The organism is Heyndrickxia sp. NPDC080065, from assembly GCF_050281185.1.
GTDB lineage: Bacteria > Bacillota > Bacilli > Bacillales > Bacillaceae_C > Heyndrickxia.
This window is the reverse complement of the sequence record NZ_JBNNWS010000010.1, coordinates 130,358-153,075: the sequence shown is the minus strand read 5'-3', so window position 1 is coordinate 153,075 and position 22,718 is coordinate 130,358. Positions and strand designations below refer to the sequence as shown.

27 protein-coding genes and 1 pseudogene are annotated in these 22,718 nt (G+C 33.7%); 9 read left to right on the top strand and 19 right to left on the bottom strand.

The features are described from left to right. Window positions 1-7 precede the first annotated feature (7 nt). From qoxB to qoxD, 3 genes are read left to right on the top strand one after another with little or no spacing between them, the layout of a single operon-like run. Window positions 8-1,957 carry a cytochrome aa3 quinol oxidase subunit I gene (qoxB, locus tag ACQKP0_RS13975; RefSeq protein ID WP_427406466.1) on the top strand — a complete coding sequence of 650 codons (1,950 nt, stop codon included), beginning with the start codon at window positions 8-10 and terminating at the stop codon, window positions 1,955-1,957. Then, entirely contained in the window at window positions 1,954-2,550 is a 597-nt protein-coding gene (qoxC, locus tag ACQKP0_RS13970; protein WP_427406465.1) for a cytochrome aa3 quinol oxidase subunit III, read from the top strand. Before qoxB ends, qoxC begins: the two co-directional genes overlap by 4 nt. A gap of 2 nt (window positions 2,551-2,552) precedes the next feature. Continuing rightward, window positions 2,553-2,837, top strand: coding sequence for a cytochrome aa3 quinol oxidase subunit IV (gene qoxD, locus ACQKP0_RS13965; RefSeq protein WP_427406464.1), 285 nt, complete (start codon window positions 2,553-2,555; stop codon window positions 2,835-2,837). 289 nt (window positions 2,838-3,126) lie between these two features. Here the strand turns inward: qoxD and ACQKP0_RS13960 are convergent, their stop codons facing one another. The 3 genes from ACQKP0_RS13960 to ACQKP0_RS13950 all read right to left on the bottom strand — a co-directional run bounded on the left by ACQKP0_RS13960 (window position 3,127) and on the right by ACQKP0_RS13950 (window position 6,590). Continuing rightward, the gene (locus ACQKP0_RS13960) at window positions 3,127-3,390 is read right to left on the bottom strand and encodes a hypothetical protein (protein ID WP_427406463.1); all 264 of its coding nucleotides are present in this window, start codon (window positions 3,388-3,390) and stop codon (window positions 3,127-3,129) included. 661 nt (window positions 3,391-4,051) lie between these two features. Beyond that, window positions 4,052-4,222 (bottom strand): hypothetical protein, encoded by a 171-nt coding sequence (locus tag ACQKP0_RS13955; protein ID WP_427406462.1) that lies wholly within the window; start codon window positions 4,220-4,222, stop codon window positions 4,052-4,054. Between the two features lie 181 nt (window positions 4,223-4,403). Continuing rightward, window positions 4,404-6,590 carry an alpha-galactosidase gene (locus ACQKP0_RS13950; protein WP_427406461.1) on the bottom strand — a complete coding sequence of 729 codons (2,187 nt, stop codon included), beginning with the start codon at window positions 6,588-6,590 and terminating at the stop codon, window positions 4,404-4,406. Between the two features lie 366 nt (window positions 6,591-6,956). Between ACQKP0_RS13950 and ACQKP0_RS13945 the strand changes: the two genes are divergently transcribed. Continuing rightward, complete coding sequence (locus ACQKP0_RS13945; RefSeq protein WP_427406460.1) at window positions 6,957-7,136, top strand: hypothetical protein; 180 nt, start codon at window positions 6,957-6,959, stop codon at window positions 7,134-7,136. 46 nt (window positions 7,137-7,182) lie between these two features. After that, window positions 7,183-7,722 (top strand): GNAT family N-acetyltransferase, encoded by a 540-nt coding sequence (locus tag ACQKP0_RS13940; RefSeq protein WP_427406459.1) that lies wholly within the window; start codon window positions 7,183-7,185, stop codon window positions 7,720-7,722. A 95-nt stretch (window positions 7,723-7,817) separates the two neighbouring features. Here ACQKP0_RS13940 and ACQKP0_RS13935 read toward each other — a convergent pair whose 3' ends face one another. From ACQKP0_RS13935 to ACQKP0_RS13925, 3 genes are all read right to left on the bottom strand, one after another. Then, window positions 7,818-8,588, bottom strand: a complete 771-nt coding sequence (locus tag ACQKP0_RS13935; protein WP_427406458.1) for a nucleotidyltransferase domain-containing protein — start codon at window positions 8,586-8,588, stop codon at window positions 7,818-7,820. Window positions 8,589-8,838: 250 nt separating this feature from the next. After that, on the bottom strand, window positions 8,839-9,117 hold the full coding sequence (locus ACQKP0_RS13930) for a hypothetical protein (protein WP_427406457.1): 279 nt from the start codon (window positions 9,115-9,117) through the stop codon (window positions 8,839-8,841). A 160-nt stretch (window positions 9,118-9,277) separates the two neighbouring features. Beyond that, on the bottom strand, window positions 9,278-10,030 hold the full coding sequence (locus tag ACQKP0_RS13925; protein WP_427406456.1) for a CPBP family intramembrane glutamic endopeptidase: 753 nt from the start codon (window positions 10,028-10,030) through the stop codon (window positions 9,278-9,280). Between the two features lie 226 nt (window positions 10,031-10,256). Between ACQKP0_RS13925 and ACQKP0_RS13920 the strand changes: the two genes are divergently transcribed. Next, on the top strand, window positions 10,257-10,517 hold the full coding sequence (locus ACQKP0_RS13920) for a hypothetical protein (RefSeq protein ID WP_427406455.1): 261 nt from the start codon (window positions 10,257-10,259) through the stop codon (window positions 10,515-10,517). A gap of 87 nt (window positions 10,518-10,604) precedes the next feature. Here ACQKP0_RS13920 and ACQKP0_RS13915 read toward each other — a convergent pair whose 3' ends face one another. From ACQKP0_RS13915 to ACQKP0_RS13905, 3 genes are all read right to left on the bottom strand, one after another. Continuing rightward, on the bottom strand, window positions 10,605-11,309 hold the full coding sequence (locus ACQKP0_RS13915; RefSeq protein ID WP_427406454.1) for a Type 1 glutamine amidotransferase-like domain-containing protein: 705 nt from the start codon (window positions 11,307-11,309) through the stop codon (window positions 10,605-10,607). Window positions 11,310-11,512: 203 nt separating this feature from the next. Beyond that, the gene (locus ACQKP0_RS13910; RefSeq protein WP_427406453.1) at window positions 11,513-11,701 is read right to left on the bottom strand and encodes a hypothetical protein; all 189 of its coding nucleotides are present in this window, start codon (window positions 11,699-11,701) and stop codon (window positions 11,513-11,515) included. A gap of 500 nt (window positions 11,702-12,201) precedes the next feature. Further along, a complete protein-coding gene (locus ACQKP0_RS13905) occupies window positions 12,202-12,918 on the bottom strand; it encodes a YebC/PmpR family DNA-binding transcriptional regulator (RefSeq protein WP_427406452.1) in 717 nt (238 codons plus the stop codon). A gap of 371 nt (window positions 12,919-13,289) precedes the next feature. On the opposite strand from ACQKP0_RS13905, the gene ACQKP0_RS13900 reads away from it, so the two are divergent. After that, window positions 13,290-13,385 carry a YjcZ family sporulation protein gene (locus tag ACQKP0_RS13900; protein ID WP_427406451.1) on the top strand — a complete coding sequence of 32 codons (96 nt, stop codon included), beginning with the start codon at window positions 13,290-13,292 and terminating at the stop codon, window positions 13,383-13,385. Between the two features lie 149 nt (window positions 13,386-13,534). Continuing rightward, entirely contained in the window at window positions 13,535-13,690 is a 156-nt protein-coding gene (locus ACQKP0_RS13895) for a YjcZ family sporulation protein (RefSeq protein WP_427406450.1), read from the top strand. Window positions 13,691-13,895: 205 nt separating this feature from the next. On the opposite strand, the gene ACQKP0_RS13890 is transcribed toward ACQKP0_RS13895, so the two are convergent. The 3 genes and pseudogenes from ACQKP0_RS13890 to ACQKP0_RS13880 form a co-directional block, all read right to left on the bottom strand. Next, window positions 13,896-15,077: a DHH family phosphoesterase gene (locus ACQKP0_RS13890; RefSeq protein ID WP_427406449.1), complete on the bottom strand. Its 1,182-nt coding sequence runs from the start codon at window positions 15,075-15,077 to the stop codon at window positions 13,896-13,898. Window positions 15,078-15,235: 158 nt separating this feature from the next. Then, on the bottom strand, window positions 15,236-15,979 hold the full coding sequence (locus tag ACQKP0_RS13885) for an SDR family NAD(P)-dependent oxidoreductase (RefSeq protein ID WP_427406448.1): 744 nt from the start codon (window positions 15,977-15,979) through the stop codon (window positions 15,236-15,238). Window positions 15,980-16,011: 32 nt separating this feature from the next. After that, window positions 16,012-16,766 (bottom strand): annotated as a pseudogene (locus ACQKP0_RS13880) (SDR family NAD(P)-dependent oxidoreductase). Window positions 16,767-16,977: 211 nt separating this feature from the next. On the opposite strand from ACQKP0_RS13880, the gene ACQKP0_RS13875 reads away from it, so the two are divergent. Beyond that, window positions 16,978-18,120, top strand: a complete 1,143-nt coding sequence (locus tag ACQKP0_RS13875) for a LuxR C-terminal-related transcriptional regulator (protein ID WP_427406447.1) — start codon at window positions 16,978-16,980, stop codon at window positions 18,118-18,120. 158 nt (window positions 18,121-18,278) lie between these two features. Here the strand turns inward: ACQKP0_RS13875 and ACQKP0_RS13870 are convergent, their stop codons facing one another. The 7 genes from ACQKP0_RS13870 to ACQKP0_RS13840 form a co-directional block, all read right to left on the bottom strand. Next, window positions 18,279-18,632 carry a VOC family protein gene (locus ACQKP0_RS13870; RefSeq protein ID WP_427406446.1) on the bottom strand — a complete coding sequence of 118 codons (354 nt, stop codon included), beginning with the start codon at window positions 18,630-18,632 and terminating at the stop codon, window positions 18,279-18,281. A 115-nt stretch (window positions 18,633-18,747) separates the two neighbouring features. Then, window positions 18,748-19,617 carry a GNAT family N-acetyltransferase gene (locus ACQKP0_RS13865; protein ID WP_427406445.1) on the bottom strand — a complete coding sequence of 290 codons (870 nt, stop codon included), beginning with the start codon at window positions 19,615-19,617 and terminating at the stop codon, window positions 18,748-18,750. A 54-nt stretch (window positions 19,618-19,671) separates the two neighbouring features. After that, complete coding sequence (locus ACQKP0_RS13860; protein WP_427406534.1) at window positions 19,672-20,193, bottom strand: AAA family ATPase; 522 nt, start codon at window positions 20,191-20,193, stop codon at window positions 19,672-19,674. A 68-nt stretch (window positions 20,194-20,261) separates the two neighbouring features. Further along, on the bottom strand, window positions 20,262-20,624 hold the full coding sequence (locus ACQKP0_RS13855; protein WP_427406444.1) for a VOC family protein: 363 nt from the start codon (window positions 20,622-20,624) through the stop codon (window positions 20,262-20,264). Window positions 20,625-20,722: 98 nt separating this feature from the next. Continuing rightward, window positions 20,723-21,247, bottom strand: a complete 525-nt coding sequence (locus tag ACQKP0_RS13850; protein ID WP_427406443.1) for an AAA family ATPase — start codon at window positions 21,245-21,247, stop codon at window positions 20,723-20,725. 18 nt (window positions 21,248-21,265) lie between these two features. Next, window positions 21,266-21,844, bottom strand: a complete 579-nt coding sequence (locus ACQKP0_RS13845; RefSeq protein ID WP_427406442.1) for a DJ-1/PfpI family protein — start codon at window positions 21,842-21,844, stop codon at window positions 21,266-21,268. 227 nt (window positions 21,845-22,071) lie between these two features. After that, complete coding sequence (locus ACQKP0_RS13840) at window positions 22,072-22,671, bottom strand: TetR family transcriptional regulator (RefSeq protein WP_427406441.1); 600 nt, start codon at window positions 22,669-22,671, stop codon at window positions 22,072-22,074. Window positions 22,672-22,718: the final 47 nt, after the last annotated feature.

Below are 22,718 nucleotides of genomic sequence, written 5' to 3'. Positions count from 1 at the left end.
AAAGAGTATGGATTTTTTTAGTAGATTCGCGATACCTAATCCAAGTTTTCCAATATACGCTTCCATGGTTGCCATTGGACTTACTGTTATCGCAATTATCGCTGGCTTAACCTATTTTAAAAAATGGGGTTATCTATGGCGTGAATGGTTAACAACTGTGGATCATAAACGTATTGGTATTATGTATTTAATCTCTGCATTGTTGATGCTCTTCCGTGGTGGCGTAGATGCCATTATGATGCGCGCTCAACTTGCTTTACCTGAAAATAAATTATTAGATCCTCAACATTATAATGAAATTTTCACAACACATGGGGTCGTTATGATCATATTTATGGCTATGCCATTCATTATGGCCTTAATGAACTTTGTTGTTCCATTACAAATTGGAGCTCGTGACGTAGCATTCCCTCGTTTAAATGCCCTAAGTTTCTGGTTATTTTTCATGGGTGCGATGCTATTCAATATCTCTTTCATTATTGGTGGATCTCCTGATGCAGGTTGGACATCCTACTTTCCACTTGCAGGTAATGAATTCAGCGAGTCTGTAGGATCAAACTATTATATGATTGCTATTCAGATTGCTGGTCTTGGTACATTAATGACAGGTATTAACTTTATTACGACTATACTTAAAATGAGAGCCCCTGGATTGACATTAATGAAAATGCCAATGTTCACTTGGGCATCACTAGTGACAAATGCAATTATTGTTTTCGCTTTCCCAGTATTAACAGTATTACTGCTTATGGGAACGATGGATCGACTATTTGGAACTCATTTCTTTGCAACAACAAATGGCGGAATGGATATGCTTTGGGCAAACTTATTCTGGGTTTGGGGCCATCCTGAAGTTTATATATTAATTTTGCCAGCTTTCGGCATATATAGTGAGATTATCTCTACCTTTGCACGTCGTAACCTATATGGCTATAAATCTATGGTTGCTTCTATGGTAATCATCTCACTTCTATCATTCTTAGTTTGGGCCCACCATTTCTTTACAATGGGTCAAGGTGCATTAGCAAACAGTATCTTCTCTATCACAACCATGGCGATTGCTGTTCCAACGGGAGTTAAAATCTTTAACTGGTTGTTTACGCTTTGGAAGGGAAAAATTGTAGTTACTACTCCAATGCTCTATTCATTACTATTCCTTCCGATTTTCACAATCGGCGGGGTTACTGGGGTAATGCTTGGGATGTCTGCAGCTGACTATCAATACCATAATACGATGTTCTTAGTTGCTCACTTCCATATGGTTATCATTCCTGGTGTAGTATTTGCGATGCTTGCTGGTCTCACATACTATTGGCCAAAAATGTTCGGTTTCATGTTAAATGAAAAAATCGGGAAATTGTCAGCATGGATCATCGGAATCAGCACGCTTGTTGCATTCATGCCGATGTTTTTCACTGGTTTAGATGGGCAAGCTCGTCGTATGTATACGTATTCTGCATCAACTGGATTTGGTCCATTGAATATGATTTCGTTTGTCGGTGCGCTTGGACTCGCAGTAGGTTTTATCTTAATAGTTTACAACATCTACTACAGCGTTCGTCACGCTTCAAGGGATATAGGATCAGACCCATGGGATGCACGTTCATTAGAATGGGCTACTCATACGCCAGTACCGGAATATAACTTTGCCATTGTACCGCAAGTTAATTCTTCCCAGGCATTTTGGGATGCTAAGAAAAACGGGGATGTTCTATTCAAAGGTGAATATGAAAAAATTCATATGCCTAATAACACCGGAGTACCTTTTATTATGAGCAGCATCATCTTCGTTTGGGGATTCTCACTAATATTTAGCCTGTGGATTCCTGCAATTATTACAACTCTTGGTATATTTGCTTGTTTGCTGCATCGTTCATTTGAGAAAGATCATGGGCGTTATATTTCAGTTGAAGAAATTAAAGAAACAGAAAACAAATTGGGAGGTACTAGAATATGAAAATAGATCACACGCTCCCTCTTGAATACAGTACAGAAGAAAATCGTTTGAAAATATTAGGATTCTGGATCTTCTTAGGTGCCGAAATTATGCTCTTTGCGACACTTTTCGCTTCCTATTTCACCTTGGTTGATCGTACAGGCAACGGCCCTGCTGGATCAGATATTTTCGAAATCACTCCAGTATTAATTGAAACCATCTTGCTCTTAACAAGTAGTTTTGTTATCGGTCTTGGAATCCATGCTATGCGCCTTGGCAAGAAGAATGCAATGATCACATTCTTTGCTATCACACTTCTGCTGGGTCTAGGATTCTTAGGATTTGAAATTTTTGAGTTCGTTCACTATGTTCACATTGGAGCAGGGATTCAGACGAGTGCCTTTACAGCGATCCTATTAACAACATTAGGCACACATGGAGCACACGTTACATTTGGTTTGTTCTGGGGATTAAGCATCATCATACAGGCGAAAAAACGCGGGCTAACTCCTGAAACAGCCAATAAATCATTCATTTTCTCTCTTTACTGGCATTTCCTAGACGTTGTTTGGATCTTTATCTTCAGCTTCGTCTACTTGAAAGGAATGATGTAATTATGAAAGAATTATTCCCGCTTAAACAAGTAATGGGCTTTATATTTTCATTAATCCTTACAATTGTGGCACTTGCTGTTTATTTCTTTAACATGTCATTCCCTTTTGGCATGACGGTTCTACTTGTAACAGCATTTATCCAAGCAGCTGTACAGTTAGTCGTGTTTATGCATGCAGGAGAAACTGAAGATAAAAAGTCCATCTATACGAATATATATTATGGAGTATTCATAGCATTAGTTACTGTTTTCGGTACCCTGCTTACCATGATCTGGGGTTATATGTAAAACAAAAAACAAAAGGAGCGTCTAAAATGGCGCTCTTTTTTACGTTAAATGAGTTTTTTATTTAGGCTCTTTTCTTAAACTTTGTTGCTATTTTTAAATAGAGTAAAAATCGGCAGAGATTTTACGCAGTAAATATCTAGTAGGATTTTTACGGTTATTTCCACTATCAAAATAAAATATAGGATGTAGAAAAGAGCTCGACACTATATTTATTCAGGCTTCACACTATATGCGAAAAGCAACAATCTTTACGAAAACAGCCTTTATTAAAAAAAGTATAAACTTATTTCTATTGTTTACTAATCAACGAATTTTTTATTGCGGGAACCATTTCCTCACGATGATCAATTTTCTCAAGCATTTCTTCAGTTGCTACAAAAAATATACCCATTAGAAAAATAAAAACTGCACCCATTACTGTACCAATACCTATTGGTGTGATCACATGGTAATCGTTTTTTAGAAATCCGAATACTACGATGATCGTTCCAATTGCAAGCACTGTTCCAGCAACAAACTTCACAGCATTTAATATTTTCAGTTTAGATTTCATTTCTCTCATCTCCCTTTACATATATTATTCCTCCAGTTCACAAAATTGTCAAATGAATTTCATTTTTTGTACACATTTCTTTTTTATTTTCGCAGCTAGTATAATTACATTCTTTTTGTACAATTAAAATGGATAAAATCTAATTTTTTATCGACCATTTCATTTTTTACAGGTCTGTAAATGAAAAATGCGAACAGAGTATTTACTGTTCGCATTTTTACTATTGCTTTTAAGGTGTGTTATTTTATCGTTTTTGTTGAAAAATTTTTCTGCGAGAGGTTTTATTAATAAACGTTTTCCTTAGGTTTTTTTAGCAATAATGTTAGAGAATAACTTTATTGAAGGTAATATAGGTTTTTTTCAGTGTATTAAAATGTTTGGTAGAGTTATAATAAAAGAAACACAGTATGTAGTGTGGCAAAGGGATGGTGACTTTCCATGAAAAATCGTGATAAAAGGCGAAAAAGGAAACGTGACGTTCTTAAGGATTATTTGAAAGAAAAGCTAAAAAATTGGAAGCCTAGATCGGAAAAATCGCCTTTGTCTAATAGTAAAATAATAAATAGATAGTAAATCAATGAGGTTTGTTTCTTGTGGCAAACGCTTTCACTTGCAAAGGAGAAAACATGCCTCCTTTCTTCTTTTTTTATCATTAATTTTATTATTGAATTTTCTCTAACTCCTCTTCAAAGTAAAAAATCGCTGGATGTTCTTTAACAATATATGAGTATCTTTTCATATTGCTAATATACTTCGATTTAATAATAGTTACGTTCTCATCGGTTTCTTTAATTTTTACGAATTCATTTTTTTTAAATTTACAATCCTTCATTTTTTTCACCTCTTATTATCATTATACCATATTGTAAATTTATATTTGCGTAATTGGGATATTTTGGTTTTGAGGGATGAATGATCTTTTTTAAAAGCTGATAATGACATTTTTACAATTGCAATGAGAAAGTAACAGGACACTTCTGTTGAAATTTCTATCATGATTGATTTTCGGTTTTCTAAATTTCTCGAAATCTCCATATAAAGCTTTGAAAATCCCCTCTTAAGTTCGAAGGAACGGCTACTCCAGAATACATCAACTCATCACCACCGTAAGAATTTAATGCCCCAGTTATTTGATATTCTTTTTTCGGATTTAAACCTTTTAGAAGGATTTTCTTGAGTGGCGAATTCGGTTCAGCTAGTATTCGGTAATAAAATACAATTGCCTCTGATTGATTTTCACTAACAAACATCCAAGCGGTTTCATTTCCTTCAAATGGACTTAGGATTCTGTGAAAGCTGCCGAACTGAATGAGGAATCTGATTTCTTTATAAAACTTAATTTGAGCTTTCACCTTTTCCATTTCTGCAGTAGATAGTTTCGTGAGATCCAATTCATATCCAAGATTCCCAGACTGGGCTACGTGTCCACGCAATTCCAACGATGTTGTTCGATGAACTTGATGATTAGGGACAGCAGATACGTGTGAACCGATAGAGATAGCTGGATAAACGATGCTTGTGCCATATTGGATTTTTAACCTTGAAATAGCATCTGTGTTATCACTAGTCCATGTTTGTGGCATATAATAAAGCATTCCTGGGTCAAATCTCCCCCCACCCCCAGAGCAGCTTTCAAATAACACACGTGGAAATTTTGTTGTAATTTCTTCTAATATTCCGTATAGTCCGAGCATATATCGATGGGCCGTTTCTCTTTGACATTCAGGAGGTAATTTTGCTGAACCAATCTCCGTCATATGACGGTTCATATCCCATTTAACATAATCAATCGGAGCATTCGCTAAAATGTTTGATACCATCGATATGATTTCGTCGCAAACATCTTTTCTAGATAGATCCAAAACTAATTGATTTCTGCCTTCTGTACGGTTTCGATTTGGTACATGTAAGCACCAATCCGGATGTTTTAGATATAATTCACTTTTCACTGAGATCATTTCAGGTTCAAACCATAATCCGAATTTCATTCCTATCCCATGTATCCGTTTTGCTAAACCATCTAAGCCATTTGGAAGCTTCTTTTTATGAACATACCAATCACCTAGGGAGGTTTTCGCATTGTCACGTTTTCCAAACCAACCGTCATCAAGGACAAAGAGCTCGATTCCAACATTTTTTGCTGCTTTCGCAATATCCAAAAGTTTATCTTCATTAAATTTAAAATAGGTAGCTTCCCAATTATTTATAAGAATAGGGCGCTCTTTGTCACGATGATATCCCCTAGCTAAACGTTTACGATATAAGGAATGATAAGTCCGCGACATATCTCCAATCCCCTCTGAAGAATAGACCATGACAACTTCTGGACATTGAAAGGCTTCATTCGGATGCAATTTCCAAGTAAAATCAAAAGGGTTGATTCCCATTGAAACTCGAGTCGTTCGAAATTGGTCAACTTCAACTTGAGCGAGGAAATTTCCGCTATACACAAAGCTAAAGCCATACACATCTCCATGATCCTCGTTTGTTTCTTTTCTTGATAGGGCTATAAACGGGTTTTGCTGGTGACTACTTGCTCCCCTTCTGCTTTCTATCAATTGTGCACCTAATTTAATTGGATACCTGACAATATCTCGTTCCCTCGCCCATGCTCCCGGCAAATGGATCAAATCATAATTGTCATCTTGGAAATCAACATTCATACTTAGAGCTCTGAGGATGCAGAGCTTCTGTTTCCCTTCGTTTTGAAAGCGAACTGATCGTGTAATAACATTTTGCCTTTCATAAACACAATATGTCAGGATTACTTTAAGACCGATTAGAGAATCAATTAAATCTATTTCAAGTGTTGTAGCTTCATTTTCGTTTTCAATATAAGTAGCGGGAAGTCCTTCCAATTTTTTCTTCCCTGAAAAAATTCGATGGGAGTAATAACGTAAGTCTGTGATGGTAGATCCATTTTCCAATTGAATTTGATAAGCTGGATTTCGAAAATCGGATGTCCCGTAACAAGGATATTCTTGTGGAAGTGTATCGAGTGAATAATCCTTCCCTTGTTCGGGATTCGATGTAAATGTCCTTTTTACTATTTGAAGCTTGCCTGAACCTGCATAATGGCGAAGCTTTTTTCCCCAATACAAATGTTTAAGATACTTGGATTCGAATAATTGGAAAATATAGCTTGTATTTTTACTCTGTAAATGGAATATTTGATTTGTTAAATCATAGTGTATTCCCATTTCTCCCCTCCTTGTCTGCCCATATGTCGTCTTTATTGATATTATATTTACAATGGATGTGTACTTAGACATAAAAAATTCCATCCTGATTCGGATAGGTCAATATGCGTTTATTTTGTGTTTCGTGATTTCGTGACTCTTTTTGTATTTGTGTGCCCCAATTTAGCTATTTTGTACCTCTTCCTTTCTTTTACGTGCCGAATATTTGAAAGTGCACGACTTTTTTTATTGTTCCCACTTCCATGTCTGTGAAGGTTACACATGATTCCTTGCACCATTGTAATTTTTTTGAAGGAATTTCCTATTATTAAAAGAATATTTAACGTAACGACATTAAAACTACTTTGGATAGTCAAGGGGGCAATTATGCATAAAAAGAAGTATTTGCTGCTTATTCCACCAGCATTAGTAATTTATATCGTCCTCATTCTAACTGTTTCAGCAGAAAAAAGACCATATATTATATTCATCCCTATTGTTGCTTGGTGTTTGTATTACATTTGGATATACATTGAGAAAAAGAAGAATAGGAAAAATTCTGATTAAGCAGAAACCGGTAATTATCTATTTTTATAACAAAGGAGCTATTAAGTTGATTTTTCAAAAAGATAAAATAGTTGTTCGTAAACTTCAGGAAAAGGATAAAGTTTTATTAGTTAAATGGCTCTCTAATCCAGTAGTTTTACAGTATTATGAAGGGCGAGATCGGCCACATAATTTAGAAATGGTCAATCAACACTTTTATAATCGAAAAAATCGTGAAGTGATTGGTTGTATTGTTGAATATGATGGTGTAGAAGTAGGTTATATCCAATACTACCCTTTAGACGAGGAAACCAAGAAAACATATGGCTATTCTGGAATAACAGAAACGATTTATGGAACAGATCAATTTATTGGCGAAGAAGAATATTGGAATCAAGGGATTGGAAAACTTCTTGTAACTTCCATGATTGAGTTTTTAGTTAATCAAAAAAAAGCTGATAGGGTCGTAATGGATCCTCAAGCATGGAATAAACGAGCCATTGCTTGTTATGAAAAGTGTAATCTTAAAAAAGTAAAATATTTACCGAAACATGAGCTTCATGAAGGTGAATACAGGGATTGTTGGATTATGGAGTACAAAAAATAGAATTAAGAAGGACACATGGGTTTCATGATGAAACTCATGTGTAAATGAGTTGCAATAATACCCTAATATTTTTAAATGCCGATAATGCCCCTTTTTTACCCCCAAACCTCATTTAAGGCTTCTCGGAATAATTTGTTTAAACTCTCGGTTGGGTCACTTATCTTTATGTTTAATGACTTTCCATATTGAGTTAGGTGCTCTATTTCAGATTCTAAATATTCATTAATAACCTCAATTCTAGGTTCAAAATTAAGTTCCATTCCACTTACTTTTCTCTCTATAAGATGATTAATCTCTGTTTTCAATAATCCTTCTGGAATGATATCGTTTAATAATTTTGTAAATAGCAACGGTGGGACAGAATTATATGTTTCAATCCATTTACATGCCAAAATTGGACGAAGAACATTGAAGTATTTTTTAACCTTCACCTGATCATTTTTTAATAAATCACGATAGTTTCTTTTTGCCATATTTAAATAATGGTATATACCTGCTGTTGGCATATAAAATCTATTTGTCAAATCCCTTAATTTATCAACTACAGAAAATGCTTGATAATATACAATTCCAGAATTTAGCCACTCAAGTAAGGGTGGATTAGATTTTCTAAAAAGTCTTAAAGCCTTGGTCAATTCCCATCCATTGATATCTAAAAAATCATTCATTGGAAGTTCAATTACATCTCGCTTTTGGTCGATTGATAAATACCAATCTCTATTATGTATATAGATAAAACGAACATCAAAATCGCTGTCTTTTGAGGGAAATCCCCATGCCCGGCTCCCTGACTCACAAGCATATAAAACTTTCACATGATGTGAAAGTTCGATTTTTTTTAGTTCCTCTAGAATTTTTCTCCTCATTTTATCAACTCCACAAACGATCACGTTTAATTTGTATCTTCTTTACTTGAAATTATTAATAATGAATAGCTATTTTTACAGATCACAGCAACAATTAAGCTTTTCTCTAGTATTAACAATAATCTGGTCATTATAGATTCGATCAGAAGTCCTTTTTTAGACAAGTAAAACCAGGAAATTAAAAATAAAAGTACTTTCTCATATTCGAAATAAAATAATAAAGTGGAGAGCAAATGTTTCTCTCCACTTTTTATTGAAGATTCTGTTCATTATACGTTATTGGTGAACCAGTTGAAGTATGCTGATTAACCCAGTCAAGTGATACTTTCGAAACGGCAGACCATTCTGGTATTTGCGCTTTATGTTGTTCCACCCAGCTCATACAATATTGCGGATCGATATTATTTTCTTGGCATTGTACTAAGAATGACTGAATAGTTTTTTCTGTACAGTTTTGCCATGATCCACATGTATTTACCCAAATACTTTCCATCTTCGTTTGGAGAGAGAGATCTTTCCCATTGGGCATAATGATTCCTCCTTTTGTTAAAGGCAGTTGATAACTTACACACTAACATCATTAAGTATGTCCAAGAGTGAATAATATATTACTGGTTTTGAATAGCAGTATGAACATGAAAAAGATTTTGAATAACGATTTAAAGCTAGCTTCATTTCATATACCCCAATTAATATACCCCTGAAATTAAGAATACAATCGGTAAAATACCAAATGCGATATTAACAATAAAGTGACATATAAGAAGCGGAAATAATCTTTTTTGTTTGTAATAGATGATGCCACTGCCAATCCCCCATAAAAAGAAAGCAGCAGCATAAACGATTGCTCCCTGTAAACTGGCCGCCAACAACATATGTTGCAAAGCAAAACCAACAGATGGAATCAATATTCCAATCCAAACTTTATTATAATGTTTAATAAATAATGGCTGCGCATAACCTCGATACATTAATTCTTCGATCGGCGCATTTAAAAAAGGGAAAACAACAGAGAAACATGCTGTGAACCAAATTAACCATCTAGGTCTTGTAAAAGAAAATGTGCTTTCATCCCCTGAAAAAATCGTTTGAAAATGTGCGAATAAGTCCATTCCATACATAATAAACATCGTTCCTAGAATTGCAATCAAAAATGGAATATACAAAACAAATAACCATACAAAGCCGAACAAAATATCTTTTATTAAACGTTCAGAGTGAAATCCGATTAGTTCTTTCATCGAACGTCCTTCTTTTATTGATAAGCGATGTAAAAGATAAAAACAAAGGACATTAACAACTGTAAAGTAAACGGTTGAGAAATCTGGTAAATAAGGAAAACGAAAACCTAATCCAAAGATTTTTAACAATAAAAAGAAAAACAATAAAGTAACAATAAGCATTGGGAATCTAATAAAAGAAACAAGCCACGCATTCTTCAATTAAATAGCACCTCGCCTCTTTGGAAGGAAATTATCAATAACTTCTTTTAGCTGTTCATAAAAGATAATTTCAATAAATATTCCAATGAATGTTAGGAAGTGAATAGCAGTTTACCTATTCTTACATTATATTTTTAATAGGTAAATAATAATCCTTAACAAAGATATATGTCATAATCGATCATATTTTTCATAATGTTTAACAAAGATAAAGAGGTGAACGAATTTGCTTAAATTTCTTTTTGTAACTTTAATCATCATTTCATTTATTGCCATTATATTTTTAATTCGTAAAAAAAATAAACAGCAATCTATACAAGTTTTTTCTTTCAAATATTTTATTGGTGATCATAATATTCATAGCACGAATGTACAAAATAAGTCTTTCATTCACACGATTAATGATTTCTTCGAAAAAAACAGTAATAATTTTGGCGACGATCATAATGATGATTCAGGAGACAATGGAGATGATGATAGTGAATAATCAAAGCCCAAATAAATCATCAATTCCGATCTCTTATTTGATATTGCAGTAAAAGAGGTTAAATTCTAAACTTAAAAAAATTGATCATCAACTACTAATTCCCAAATAATTGGTTTTCATTTCTTCCTCAATGATATTTTTATTCATAGATATAACTTTATACGCTTTGGCACTAGTCCTTGAGCTTATGATTTTATTAATCTTCTGATCAATATAATGAATGGCAGCCCCATCATCTACCGCAATTCCACTTTGAATAGCTCCAGAAAGAATGAGTTTATGATAAGCAGGCTTCCTATCTTGTTCGCCATCATAATGTGGACAATTGCTTCCTTTTAAAAATCCTAAACATTTAATAGGTTCAAGACCATCGCCAAAAGAATCAGTCACACCCTCCTCAAACCAGCATATGGATCCGGCACTAATGCCGGCTAAAATCGTCCCTTGTTCCCATGCCTTCTTTAAAATATAATCTAAACCCCATTCCTTCCATAAAGCTAACAAGTTCTTTGTATTTCCCCCACCCACATAAATAATATCTTTTTCCAAAATAAAGCTCTCTATATCTCTACTTGGTGGCTTAAATAATGATAAATGAGATGGGTTACAATTCTGCTTTTTAAAAAATTGATAAAATCTTGATATATAGTTATCAGAATCTCCGCTAGCTGTAGGAATAAAACAAATGCTTGGATTTAACTGGTTTGATTGTTTTAATATGTATAAGTCTAATAATTCATTGTCAGGTTCCATCGAGAAACCACCGCCACCTAAAGCAATTATTTGCCGCATTCGGTATCCTCCCTTTCTCTATTTTGAGTAGGATCATATAGCAATTGTCTTGATTAGTTTCTGCTTTCGACGGTAACAGACAAAATTCCTCTATTAAAATAAAATAATTGAACCATTATATTCGAATAAATATTGATCAAAAATCTTAGTCGTTTTATCCTGAAATATGCAAAATAAAAACACCCAGTTATTGAGTGTTGTCGTTATCCTTTTTGTTCGATCAGGTTGATTAATTTATCTAACTTTTCATTTCGTTCCTTTTCTAATCTAGATTTATCATCAAGATGCTTTAATACTCTCAACACCGCATACACCCCAAATATAGCAAATCCAAGTTTAACTAACATTGGAATTACCATTGAAAAGAATGCAATTAAATTTATCCCCAACATTTTAACACCCCCTTTTATATACAATACCATAATATTACAACAAAAATGATAGCAAAAAAAAATCCCCACAATTTAATGTAGGGACAATCTCCAATTAATGCACAACGTTTATAATTTTATTATATTAAAATAGGGAAGTCAATGTACATTATGTGAACAAAATGAAAAAGACACTTACAACTTAATGTAAGAGGCTTCTAAACTTATTTCTTTATTTCCACCATCTTACTTATTATTTAGACTAAAATGTAAACATCTTTCAAATAAATTTTCTACACTAACCATTTTATCAGAGAACAAATTTTTATCTCCAACTCATAAAAAATTCCTTAAAGAAATCTTCATAAAAACAAACAAAACCCACCTTTCGCATGAATTTCTCATGCAAAAAGTGGGTAAAACGTTTATCATCATAATAATTATTAATTTAATGCATGTATATCAAAATTCGTTAGATTTTCAAATTAGCTAATGCTTGATAAACCTTATATATCAAGGGATTAATCAAGTTCCACATTGTGGTAAACTTGCTGTACGTCATCTAAATCTTCCAGAGTATTAATCAATTTTTCAAATTGTACTTTGGAGTCTTCTGACAATGGTATGTCATTTTGTGCAAGCATTGTGATTTCAGCAACTGTAAATTCAGTAATGCCTACATTCTTAAATGCTTCTTGAACAGCATTGAATTGATCTGGATCAGCATAAACAACTACTGATTCTTCTTCTTCAATAATATCACGAGCATCAACGTCTGCTTCCATTAACAATTCAAGCACTTCATCCGCTGTTTTTCCTTCCACACCGATAACAGCTGTTTTATCAAACATATATGCAACAGATCCAGAAACACCCATATTTCCACCGTTTTTACCAAATGCTGCTCTTACATCTGATGCAGTACGGTTTACATTATTCGTTAATGCATCAACAATTACCATTGATCCATTTGGTCCGAATCCTTCATAACGAAGCTCGTCATAGCTTTCGTCTGAACCGCCTTTTGCTTTTTCAATTGCGCGGTCTATTATATGTTTTGGTACATTGTATGTTTTTGCACGCTCAAGCACAAATTTTAACGCCTGATTTGCTTCTGGATCAGGTTCACCTTGTTTTGCTACAACATAAATTTCGCGTCCAAACTTTGCATAAATACGACTTGTATTTGCATCTTTTGACGCTTTCTTATCTTTAATATTATTCCATTTACGGCCCATATACTGAACACTCTCTTTCCATTTTGAATCTACATAAAAAATACTAATACGAAATAAGCATCTCTTCAACACTTTTCCATAATAAATGATAGAGGCATATCGTGACAAATAATACGAATTACATGTTACACTCAATTATATTATACATCAATTACATTAATTGTTAGAAGCTATAATTTCATATGGTTATTTCGATTATTTTGCTCTTGTGACAAGATTATCCCATACCTGTATAATCACTTCCAGCTCTTATTCCTTTTCTAAGTATTTTTTGTTTCTCAGATAAGTTTTAAAAAAACAGTACAATCACCCTTTCATTTCTTTAATAATTTCATACCATATTATCGAGAAGGAAAAAGGAGGGATAGAGAATGGGTAGTGCATTTGCATTAATTGTTGTGTTGTTTATCTTGCTCATCATCGTAGGAGCAGCATTTGTTGGCGGCGGCGGATATGGTGCTTATTAATTAATTTAAGCATGTTCAGCAAAAAATTAGGTTCTTAGCTAAATTTTAGGGATACAAATCTTTTGCTTCCTATGATTTTAGCTATGCAAACATTGTTCAAAGGTAGTTCCAAAATTAATAATTTTTTATAAAGAAAGGAGAGTGTTTTTATGGGATTCGGAATAGGCTGTGGATGCGGACATGGGGGTTATGCTTATGCTCCCGCACCTAGTTATGGTGGCGGTGGCCGTTGGTTTGCTTTAATCGTTGTATTGTTTATTCTTCTAATCATCGTTGGAGCAGCATTTGTTGGCGGCGCATATTAATTAATTTTTAGCAGGAAAGAGAATTTATTTTCTAAGGCTAGTGGTAAAAGTGAATGTTATGCTTATGCAACCTCTTTTTCCAAAACCGCCACTTTCTTCAATAAGAATAAGGCGATCTTCTTTTGAAGATCGCTTTATTTATTCGTGTCATTATTTAGCAGTACTAACAGGATACTATGTCTCATATCCCCCCTGCTTAGTCATTTTATTTTACTTTCTTTACAATATCCATTAAATAATTTACAAAAATATCGTCTGTTACTAGCCAAGCTTCAAAATTTCTTTTTATATATTTTTCTCCTTCATCATAACTTGGAAAGGTCTGTTCCATTCTTTTATTATTTTTTTCAAGTACCCATTCACTATCGTTGGATGGGTAAAGCAAAAAGATCTCTTCCATCCGGTTTCTATAAAATGAACCAAATGAGGAGTGCTTTACATTATATCGATTACGTTTCGCATCTTCATGAAGTGGCTCTATGTGAAACGTATCTTCGACAAACTTCTTGTATGCTTCATCAGTTAAAGAACAACCAGATGCTTTAGCATGCCCTCCCCCACCGAAATGTCCTGCGATTTCAGACACATCAATATGGTCATGGATCGTCCGAAATCCTATTCGTTTTCCTCCAATATTTAATATAGCGATGTAATCAAGATGAGGATAATCTTTACCAAGTTCATTTCCCAGCTCCGAATGATAGGATTCTGCATAAACAACTCCAGCAAAAAAGCCATCCACTTCTGTCTGAACGAGTTCCCGTCTTTTTCTACGAATATATCGTTCGATTTTATGTTCTTCCATATCAAGTATTTTCGTCTCAATCTCATCAAAGTGGAAATGTTCACTTGTCATTAGCCGATTAATCATTTTTTCTTCAAATTCATCAATTGATACTAAAAAAAAGAGCGCATTAAGCCGCTGAGCTTGATAATTATCATTTTTCTCCCATTCCCATGTATCATACTGTCTCACAAGCTCTACAAATTCAGCAACTGCGTTAGATGGTTCCATTAAATGATTCGTTACAAGGTATTCATATAATAATGAAGTTGCAGAAGCTAATTTTCCTTCACTATCCTCAACCAATACATGCCCCCAATCATAAGCATTAAAATGCAGTGCTGTTTTATGGTGGTCAAGTAACTGTACATTACCGTGAGCTTGATAAAAATCATTAAGTCTTTTCTCATTTTCTTCATTTACAGATAAATCCGTAATAAATAATAATGTATCCTTAGCGTCATTTTCCAAAAACCATTCCACTTCACGATCAAGACCTGATACAGAATTGTATCTCACCTTGACTTGTTCACCAAAAGCGAGTTTCGTTAAAATTCCACAACCGACTCCATCTAAATCATTATGTGACAAAAGTTTATACATGTTCTTCACCTCTGAAACTAGTATGGTAATAACAGGCGAAAATTATTTGATTCTTTTTATAGTTTCAGCTCTTGATAAATCATTTAGATAACACATAAAATTTAAAAAAAGCAGCCTAAATTCAAAGGAATTTAGCTGCTTTATGATTGATTTCAATATTAATGTGCAGTATAACCACCATCAACAAGGAGGGTTGTACCATTCACAAAACTAGCATCATCGCTTGCTAAAAATAGTACCGCTTTGGCAATTTCTTCTGGTTTTCCAAGTCTTCCTTGTGGGTGTAGTGATGCTAAATATTCTTTCTTTTGAGGGTCAACCTCGGCAAGTAATGGTGTATCAATATATCCCGGACAAACCGCATTTACTCGAATACCTTCTTTTGCATAGGCTGTACAAAGGTTTTGAGTTAAAAGCTTTACGCCGCCTTTTGCAGAAGAATAAGCAGTTGGGTTGGGCAACGATACAAAACTATGAATTGAACCTGCATTTACAATTACTCCACCATTACCTTGTTTCAAAAACTGTTCGATTGCGTATTTATCAGAAAGAAATACACCTGTTAAGTTAATATCAATGGTACGTTTCCACTTTTCAAAGGATAATTCATGTGCAGGTGCATCATCTGCAACCCCTGCATTAGCATACATAATGTCAAGCTTACCGTATTTATTTACGGTTTCATTGATCATATGTTTAATCTGTTCTTCGCTTGTTACGTCTGTTTTAACAAATAATGTATCATATCCATTCGCATTCAATTCTTCTGAAATATCTTTACCACGTTCAGAAAAATCAGCAATAACGACTTTTGCTCCTTCTTCTACAAAAAGGCGAACTGTCGCTTCTCCAATGCCACTAGCTCCACCAGTTACGATCGCTACTTTATCTTTTAATCGCATTTTAATCTCTCCTGTCTATGATGATTACTTTTTTATCTTGCTGTTGCTCCGCCATCAATTACAAATTCCGCACCTGTTGAATAAGCAGATTCATCTGAAGCTAAAAATAATACAGTATTTGCAACATCCTTTACAGAGCCGAGATGTCCTAAAGGAAAAATACTTTTACCTAATTCTTCTTTTGAGCTTCCAGTTACTTCTGATGCATAATCCGCCATTCCTGTATCAATGTATCCAGGATGAATAGAATTTACACGAACTCCAAAAGAAGCATATTCCATTGCCGCATCCTTAGTCATAATACGTACAGCCCCTTTGCTGGCACCGTATAGAACATGGCCTGGTGAACCATTTAGTCCTGCAATTGAGGAAGCATTAATGACAGAACCTTTCTTTTGTTTGGCCATGAATGGCATAATATGTTTCATTCCTAAAAATACGCCAGTGACGTTAATAGACATAAGACGATTCCAGTCTTCTAATTCAATTTCTGCAAGTGGTTTAATAATATAGATTCCAGCATTATTGAAAAGAACATCTACTTTTCCAAATGTTTGAATGGTCTCCTCAGCAACCATTTTCCAATCTTCTTCTTTGCTAACATCATGATGGATATATATTGCCTCGCCACCATTTGTTGAATATCTTTTAATGTTTGATTTCCAGATTCTTGATTGATATCAGTAATGACAACTTTTGCTCCTTCTTTAGCAAATAGCAAAGCAGTTTCTTTTCCGATTCCCGTTCCTCCACCAGTAATAATTGCTACTTTATTGTCAAGTCTCATATTCATCACGAACCTTTCATTATTCTTTATTTACACCGCGTATCAATGAACATTTTCAATGATTTACTTTCAGCTATGAAAAGATTCACTAACTTGCTACAATTCCATCTTACTACTTTCATTTTGAAATACTATCCTATAAAATGCTGTATAATATAACCATGAATCCCCTCCATTTATAGGGTGAATTTTTGTAAGGAGAAACATTCTGATGACTCAATCTTTTATTCCATATGAAGAAATATCATTTGAGCAATTCCTTTTATTTATAAAAAATAATAGACAACAACTAGAAGAAAATATAAGTATCTATTTGAATCAAGAATCCTCTCTATCTGATCACGAGCAAAAAATGATTGGAACATTATTGACATCGTTTCTACATTTCTTCATTTATACCAGAATTGATGAGGTGGAAACCGATTATCAAAGTAATTTAACGACATGGCTTCAATCACAGTTAACTATCTTAAATGTAAAAAGCTTTAACCTGTTTCGGTTAATTTTTGAAAAGGCATTGATCACCTTAATGATACAAATGAAACATAATCGAAGCACTGCCATCCTGATGTTTTTGTTATCTATATATACACATCTAAACCAGAAATTTAATGAATCGTTAACCGAGGATAACTCTCATTTACATACAAAAATATCTCAAGAAAGTCGGACTCTTAAACAACTCCAATCATTAGACCGATTAAATAAACTTCTCATTCGTTCATCTGGAGTTCATGATTTCGCTCATATATTGAAAAAATGTGAAGAATATTTTCAATATAAACGATGTGTTTTTTACGCCTATATTCCTTGGTCAAATCAATTTTATGGAGTAATCGGAGCCGAACTGCCAAAGGTTCAAAGTATGAAAGGCGAGCTTAATTCGAAACAAGCAATGTTTTTTAATACTCAAAAAGCGATATTTTTAAAAAATCCTAAAGGGTTTGTAAAAGAAGAGCATATCGAGCTCTTTAATCTCTCCTCAGTTATTTTTGTGCCTATCATTAATAAACAACAATTATTTGGATGGTTAACATTTGATAAATTAGGGGAAGAATTCGATTCTTCCAAGGAAGAATTGGAATTACTCGAGCAAGTGGGAAATCGCTTAGGGTTATTTTTATCTAGAGATGGAGAAAAACCAATGGAACCTCCTAACCTTCACTTAACTGAAAGGGAAAGCATGATTCTGGACTTACTCGCTGAAGGATATGATAATAAAAAAATGGGAGAATTATTGTTTTTAAGTGAACATACAGTAAGAGATTATGTGAGTAGCTTAATGACAAAACTAAAAGCAAAAAATCGCACACAGGTCGTTGCTTCAGCTTTTCGTGTTGGCTTATTAAAATAATAACGTATTCTTTTAGGAAATATAGTACTTTTTTTGAGGAAAAAATCTGTACGAATAGACTTAACATTAAACTAAGTAAATAATTTCACAAAATAAATGGCACATAAAAAAGCTCAGACAAGGCGCTGAGCTTTCTATTGTTCTTGTTATCATACTCATTATTTCTTTTGAATCAGTCCAAAACCAATTCCAGTTGGATCTACTAAATAAGCGAGGAAAAACTCGTCAAATTCCATCTTATCTCTAACGACCATGGCACCATTTTCTTTTGCTTTCGAAATCGCTTCATCAATTACATCCACTTCAATTTGAATACGTGTTCCATGCGGATAATCAAATGGTCCTCTAGCTATCCCGCCATTTTTTCCACAATCACCAGTTGAAATTTCACGATAATCCCATTGAGGTTCAGCAATTTCCCATCCGAAAACAATAGAATAAAATTCAGCAGCTTTTTCAGGTTCTTGACTATTTAACTCAAATCCAATCACTTTTCCTGTAAGTTTTTTCATACTAGCTTCTCCTCTTGATAATAAATATTTAAGTTGAGAGTAAAAAATAAGCTTTCATCTTTATTTCATAATACTCCCCTTTTTTTCTTTTTTATGTGTACAAGAAACACCAATCTTATCCAAAAATCTGGGCAGCAATACCATACAAAGTATTATTCCGCTCTGGCAATACATCAGAATTTTTAACCATAATTGGAGGTTGACTCACTTTGGAGAATCCACATTTTTCTAATAGAGATATAAAAAGCTTATTCTCAGAAGGGACATCGATTCTTAATTTACCACTATGGTTTTTCGCTAATTTATCAACTAATGAAAATGCTGTTTGTGGGTCAGGCGCTACAATAGGACCTAAAATAAGATTAACAGGACCCAAAATAGACAAACCATAACCAATAATTTTCCCCTCTGAACTTTTAACAGTTAATGCTTCATTTGATTGTTTAATCCTATTGATAAGAAAGGTACTTCTATTTGCTCCAAAAGCAGCCTGATCCAAATCTACTATTTGTGATAAATCTTCTTCTCCAAAGGAGTTTATTTCACAAGTTATATTTCTTATTGTCTCGTTGGGTTGATAACTATCACAAAGAAATTTATGAATACGATCGATTTCAGTAAAACCCATTTTTTTATACATTGGTTTTCCTGCTTCTGTTGCAATTAACATAGCAGTGGTGCTTCTTGAAATAGACTCTAAACACTTCTGTGTAGTTATCCTCCCTAGCCCCAATCCTCTATATTCTTCATGAACGATAACCATGCCGATAGATGCTAAAATTGAATTATATTCAATTATTGCTGCACAAGAGACAATTTTACCATTGTTCGTTTTATGCCCATATACTCTCCCAGAAGACAGGATTGTCATAATTTCATTTTGATCATAATCCCATCCAACAGAATTTGATAATTCAATTAAACTAGTGATATCGCAATAATCAAATTTTTCTAAACGCATTTCTGCTATATTTAATTCACTCATATGTCAACTCTCCTTATGCATGAAGTAGCAGATCTATTTCTTTATCTTCTAAAACTAAGAATTAGATAACTTCTCCTTGATGTTACTGACAATTGTGTCGACACTTATATCTTCAGTGTTTATGTATTCCTCGAAACTATTTCCTTTAAATGCCTCTATACATTTTCTTGTTTGTTGAAAGCACCAATTCCCTTCTTCTTCTCCTCTATTCCTAAGCCTTTCGAATATGGTCGACTCATTAGCAACCAAACAAAAGTGATAGGTTTGTTCATCAATATTTTTAAATCCATTGAAAATGTAATTGAAATATTCTTCGTTATGTATGGTCATAGGTACGATAAGGTTTTTCTTATATTTTGTCGTTAAACTTTTGGCTACAGTGACAGTTAATTCCTTCCAGAGTTCTAAATCTTGAAAATCACCTGTTGTTGCTTCCATTTGCTTAATTTCTATCGGTATGATGTTTCGTAACATAAATCCTACTTCTTCAGGGTCAAATAACATACTATTTTCTACCTGTTTTAATAGTTCCATTGAGACAGTGGTTTTTCCTACACCAAAAGCTCCATTTATCATAATAATCACTATTTATACACCTCTTTTTCAACTGCCAAAACTACTATCTATAATAAAATTTAGCTTTCCTAATAATCACTCCAAATTTCAATCCGATTTCCATCAGGGTCCTCAAATCCAAATGATAATCCTGCATAATTAGAGATTTTTCCAACTTTTATACCTTTATCCTTGAATTGCTGATAAACGACTTCAAGATCAGAAACAGTAAATCCAAAGGAAGCCTGTGGGCCATTCGAGTAGTTCATATGTGAATGAATATTTTCATCGTTATTTGGTATTAAAAATATTCTGAATCCAGATTCCGTTCTTAATTCAAGAAAAATTGGGTCTTCCATTACAATATTAAATCCTAAATGTTCCTTATACCATTTGGCGGCTGCTTGAAGATTAGTTACAGGTATATAGTTGTAACTACTTGTAATTCGCACACTGATTCATCTCCATTTTTATCTTGTTCATGATATTATCCTATTTGCATAAACGCAAACATCTTTTGACGAATAATCTAGTTCAACACTATTGCTTATTATTCATTTAAATAATGTTTAACGTCATTAATATAACTTTCCAAAGGCTGACCAGAATCAACAAGCAGACACTTAATATCAGAAGGTTTTTTGCTATTATCAATTGCAATTTCAAAATTATTTTTCGAACTCACTTCATGAATTTGACTTGGCATACGATCCCGTTTTTTCAATCTTTTATTAATTTCTTGAATATCATTGAGATAACACTCAACATATTTATATTTTGCTTGATATTTCTTTGACAGTTTAGATCCTTTTTCAAATATTTCTGAATAAAAACATGGACTATCAAATATTACATCATAACCTTGTGATAAATGAAATTCAATTAGCGACCAATCGATATTGTAAGAAATCTTACCAGCAACTTTTGAATCAATATTTGATTCCTCAATGGATTCTAATAATGCGGATTTAACAATATCATGATCAACAATAATCGCACCAGTACTTTTAGCTATTACTCTAGCAAGTGTGGATTTCCCTGAACCCGGAAAACCCGACATTTGAAGAAAAAACATGTATTAATTCCTCACTTTTTACTTAGAATCACTTTCCATATAAATATTTCTTTCTCCTGAATAAAAATCTATCGTTTCTTTCTTTACTTCTCTAACCATCTTATTTAAATGAATCCCAAAATCCACATACGCATGACCTTGTGCTGTAAGAATATTTTTATACCTTACTAGAGGTTGATAAATATACGTTTCTTCGTCAAAACACCTTAGAAAATTTCTTTGTTCTTTTGATAAAGTGACAGTATACGGAATTCCTTTCAACACTTCCGCTTGAGCTAATACATATGCACCGCTACATATTGCAGCAGTTACCTTACCTTGTTCAGCAAAGTTTTTAACCCAATCAAATAATTCTTTTGCTTCAGCAATTGGTTGTAAGTCACCACCAGGAATGATGAGAACGTCAAAATCGTTAGGGTCTGCTTCATTTATGATTAAATCGGGAACTGTAGTCAATCCCGCTTCGGATTTACAAAGATTTTTCTGAAGTGATATCGTATATAAATCATGTGTTTCTCTTAACATGGAAATAGCTGCTGATATTTCAAATTCACAATATCCGTTAAATATGAATAATAATGCTTTCTTTCTAAACAATTTCTACCCCCCCTTCTCCTCAAATATTAAATTCGTCAATAGGAGTACGAATCCTTTATTTCATATATAATTAAGCAAACAAGATTTCAAATGAAAAAGTAATTTTCTATACTACAAATTTTAAAAACAAAAAAATGTAAGAACAGTCGATTTTTCAACAGTTCTTACATTTTTGTTAAGATAATATCAAAATATTTGCAGTATCATATTTACCTAAAAATACATCGTTAAAGAGATAAACCTTTCTCTAAAAGCATTAAGGAATCATCAATTATTTTTAAAAAGTCTGCCTCAGGATTTTGTGCACAGTAGAAAAAAATAGATGAAATGGTACCCGTAACTGCCCCAGCAAAAGTAATAACAGATACATCGGATTTGTCACGCCCAATCCTTTCAGCTACCAAATTGGCGATCATATGGGTACTTTCAGATAAATGAATAACTGAGGCTGCACGGAGTTCTGGAACTTTCATTGATAATTCCACTCGTTCACGAATTGTCTCTAGCTCCACATCTGTAAGCTTGGATAGACCTTCTCTCACTGCTCCCCGTAATGCTTGAATTGGGCTAAGTTCAGGTGGTTGTTGCTTATATGATTCAATAAGTAATGGATCATAATCATCTTCTAATACGACAGATTCCTTCGTTGGAAAGTATCGAAAAAATGTACTAGGAGATATTTCAGATACTTCTGCAATCTGTTCCACCGTGGTGGCTAGATAGCCCTGCTCACGAAATAGGCGAATTGCATTTTTTTGGATCGTTGCCCTTGTCTTTGCCTTTTTGCGTTCCCGAAGACTTGGCTTTGGTTCTCCTTGTGTAGACAATATTTCACACTCCTAAATTCACCGAAAATCACATAATTATTATAGAA